At 57.3% G+C, this 970-nt stretch carries 1 protein-coding gene; it reads right to left on the bottom strand.

All coding sequences use genetic code 11. The annotated features are described in order from the left end of the window. Window positions 1–730 (bottom strand): KUP/HAK/KT family potassium transporter (locus tag B6S09_RS18900; protein ID WP_211281101.1); only part of this gene is annotated, 730 nt, incomplete at its 3' end. Window positions 731–970: the final 240 nt, after the last annotated feature.

Genomic DNA, 970 nt, shown 5'->3' with positions numbered 1-970 from the left:
AGATGTGTATAAGAGACAGGGTCAACGCCAGCACCACCGCGCCAAGGATCGCCACGCCAATGCCAGGGTGGGCCTCGAAGAAGCGCACGGCCCAGATCGGGTTCAGGGCATGGAGTACCTCGGGGTGCAGGGTAATGCCGTACACACCAAGGCCGCCCAGCACCAGAAACCAGGTCACCATCACCGGCCCGAACAGTTTGCCGATATGGTCGGTGCCGTGCTTCTGGATCAGAAACAACGCTACCAACACCACCAGGGCAATCGGTACTACCCATTTTTCCAGGCCATCGAACGCCAGTTCCAGACCTTCCACGGCCGACAAAACGGAAATTGCCGGGGTGATCATGCTATCGCCATAGAACAATGCCGCCCCGCAAAGACCACACACCACCAGGAAACTGCGCAGCTTCCTGCGCTCCCCCGCCGCGCGCCGCGCCAGCGCGGTAAGGGCCATGATGCCGCCTTCGCCCTGGTTGTCGGCACGAAGTACGAACAGCATGTACTTGATCGACACGACCCAGATCAGTGACCAGAAAATCAGCGCCAGAATCCCCAGCACGCCATCGTGGTTGACCTGAACCCCATAACCGCCGTTGAACACCTCTTTGAGGGTATAGAGCGGGCTGGTACCGATATCGCCATACACCACCCCAACCGCCGCCACCAGCATGCCAATCGGCTTGGCGTTTGAATGCTCGGCACCTGTTGCCTGACTGCTTGCCTGACCCATCAACCACTCCTGCCCTTTGACCTGAGGTCTTATATAAACAGCGCGTCTAAGCGAACCCTAGCATGCGCTGTTTTACTTCTCGTAACAGACGTTTTATTGACCCACGGGTTTTACCCATGCGCAACGGCGCGAAGCATAGCGCAGCGCTCGTCGTATTTCCCTGCATAAAGCTGGTCAAGTGCGTTGCCCATCGCTAGAATTGCGCACTTTTTGATCAGAGGCTGTCTCTTATACACATCT

Origin of the sequence: Oceanimonas baumannii, assembly GCF_002245495.1 — a bacterium.
Taxonomy (GTDB): Bacteria; Pseudomonadota; Gammaproteobacteria; order Enterobacterales; family Aeromonadaceae; genus Oceanimonas; species Oceanimonas baumannii.
The sequence above is the reverse complement of the archived record's forward strand: the minus strand, read 5'-3'. Positions and strand labels throughout refer to the sequence as shown.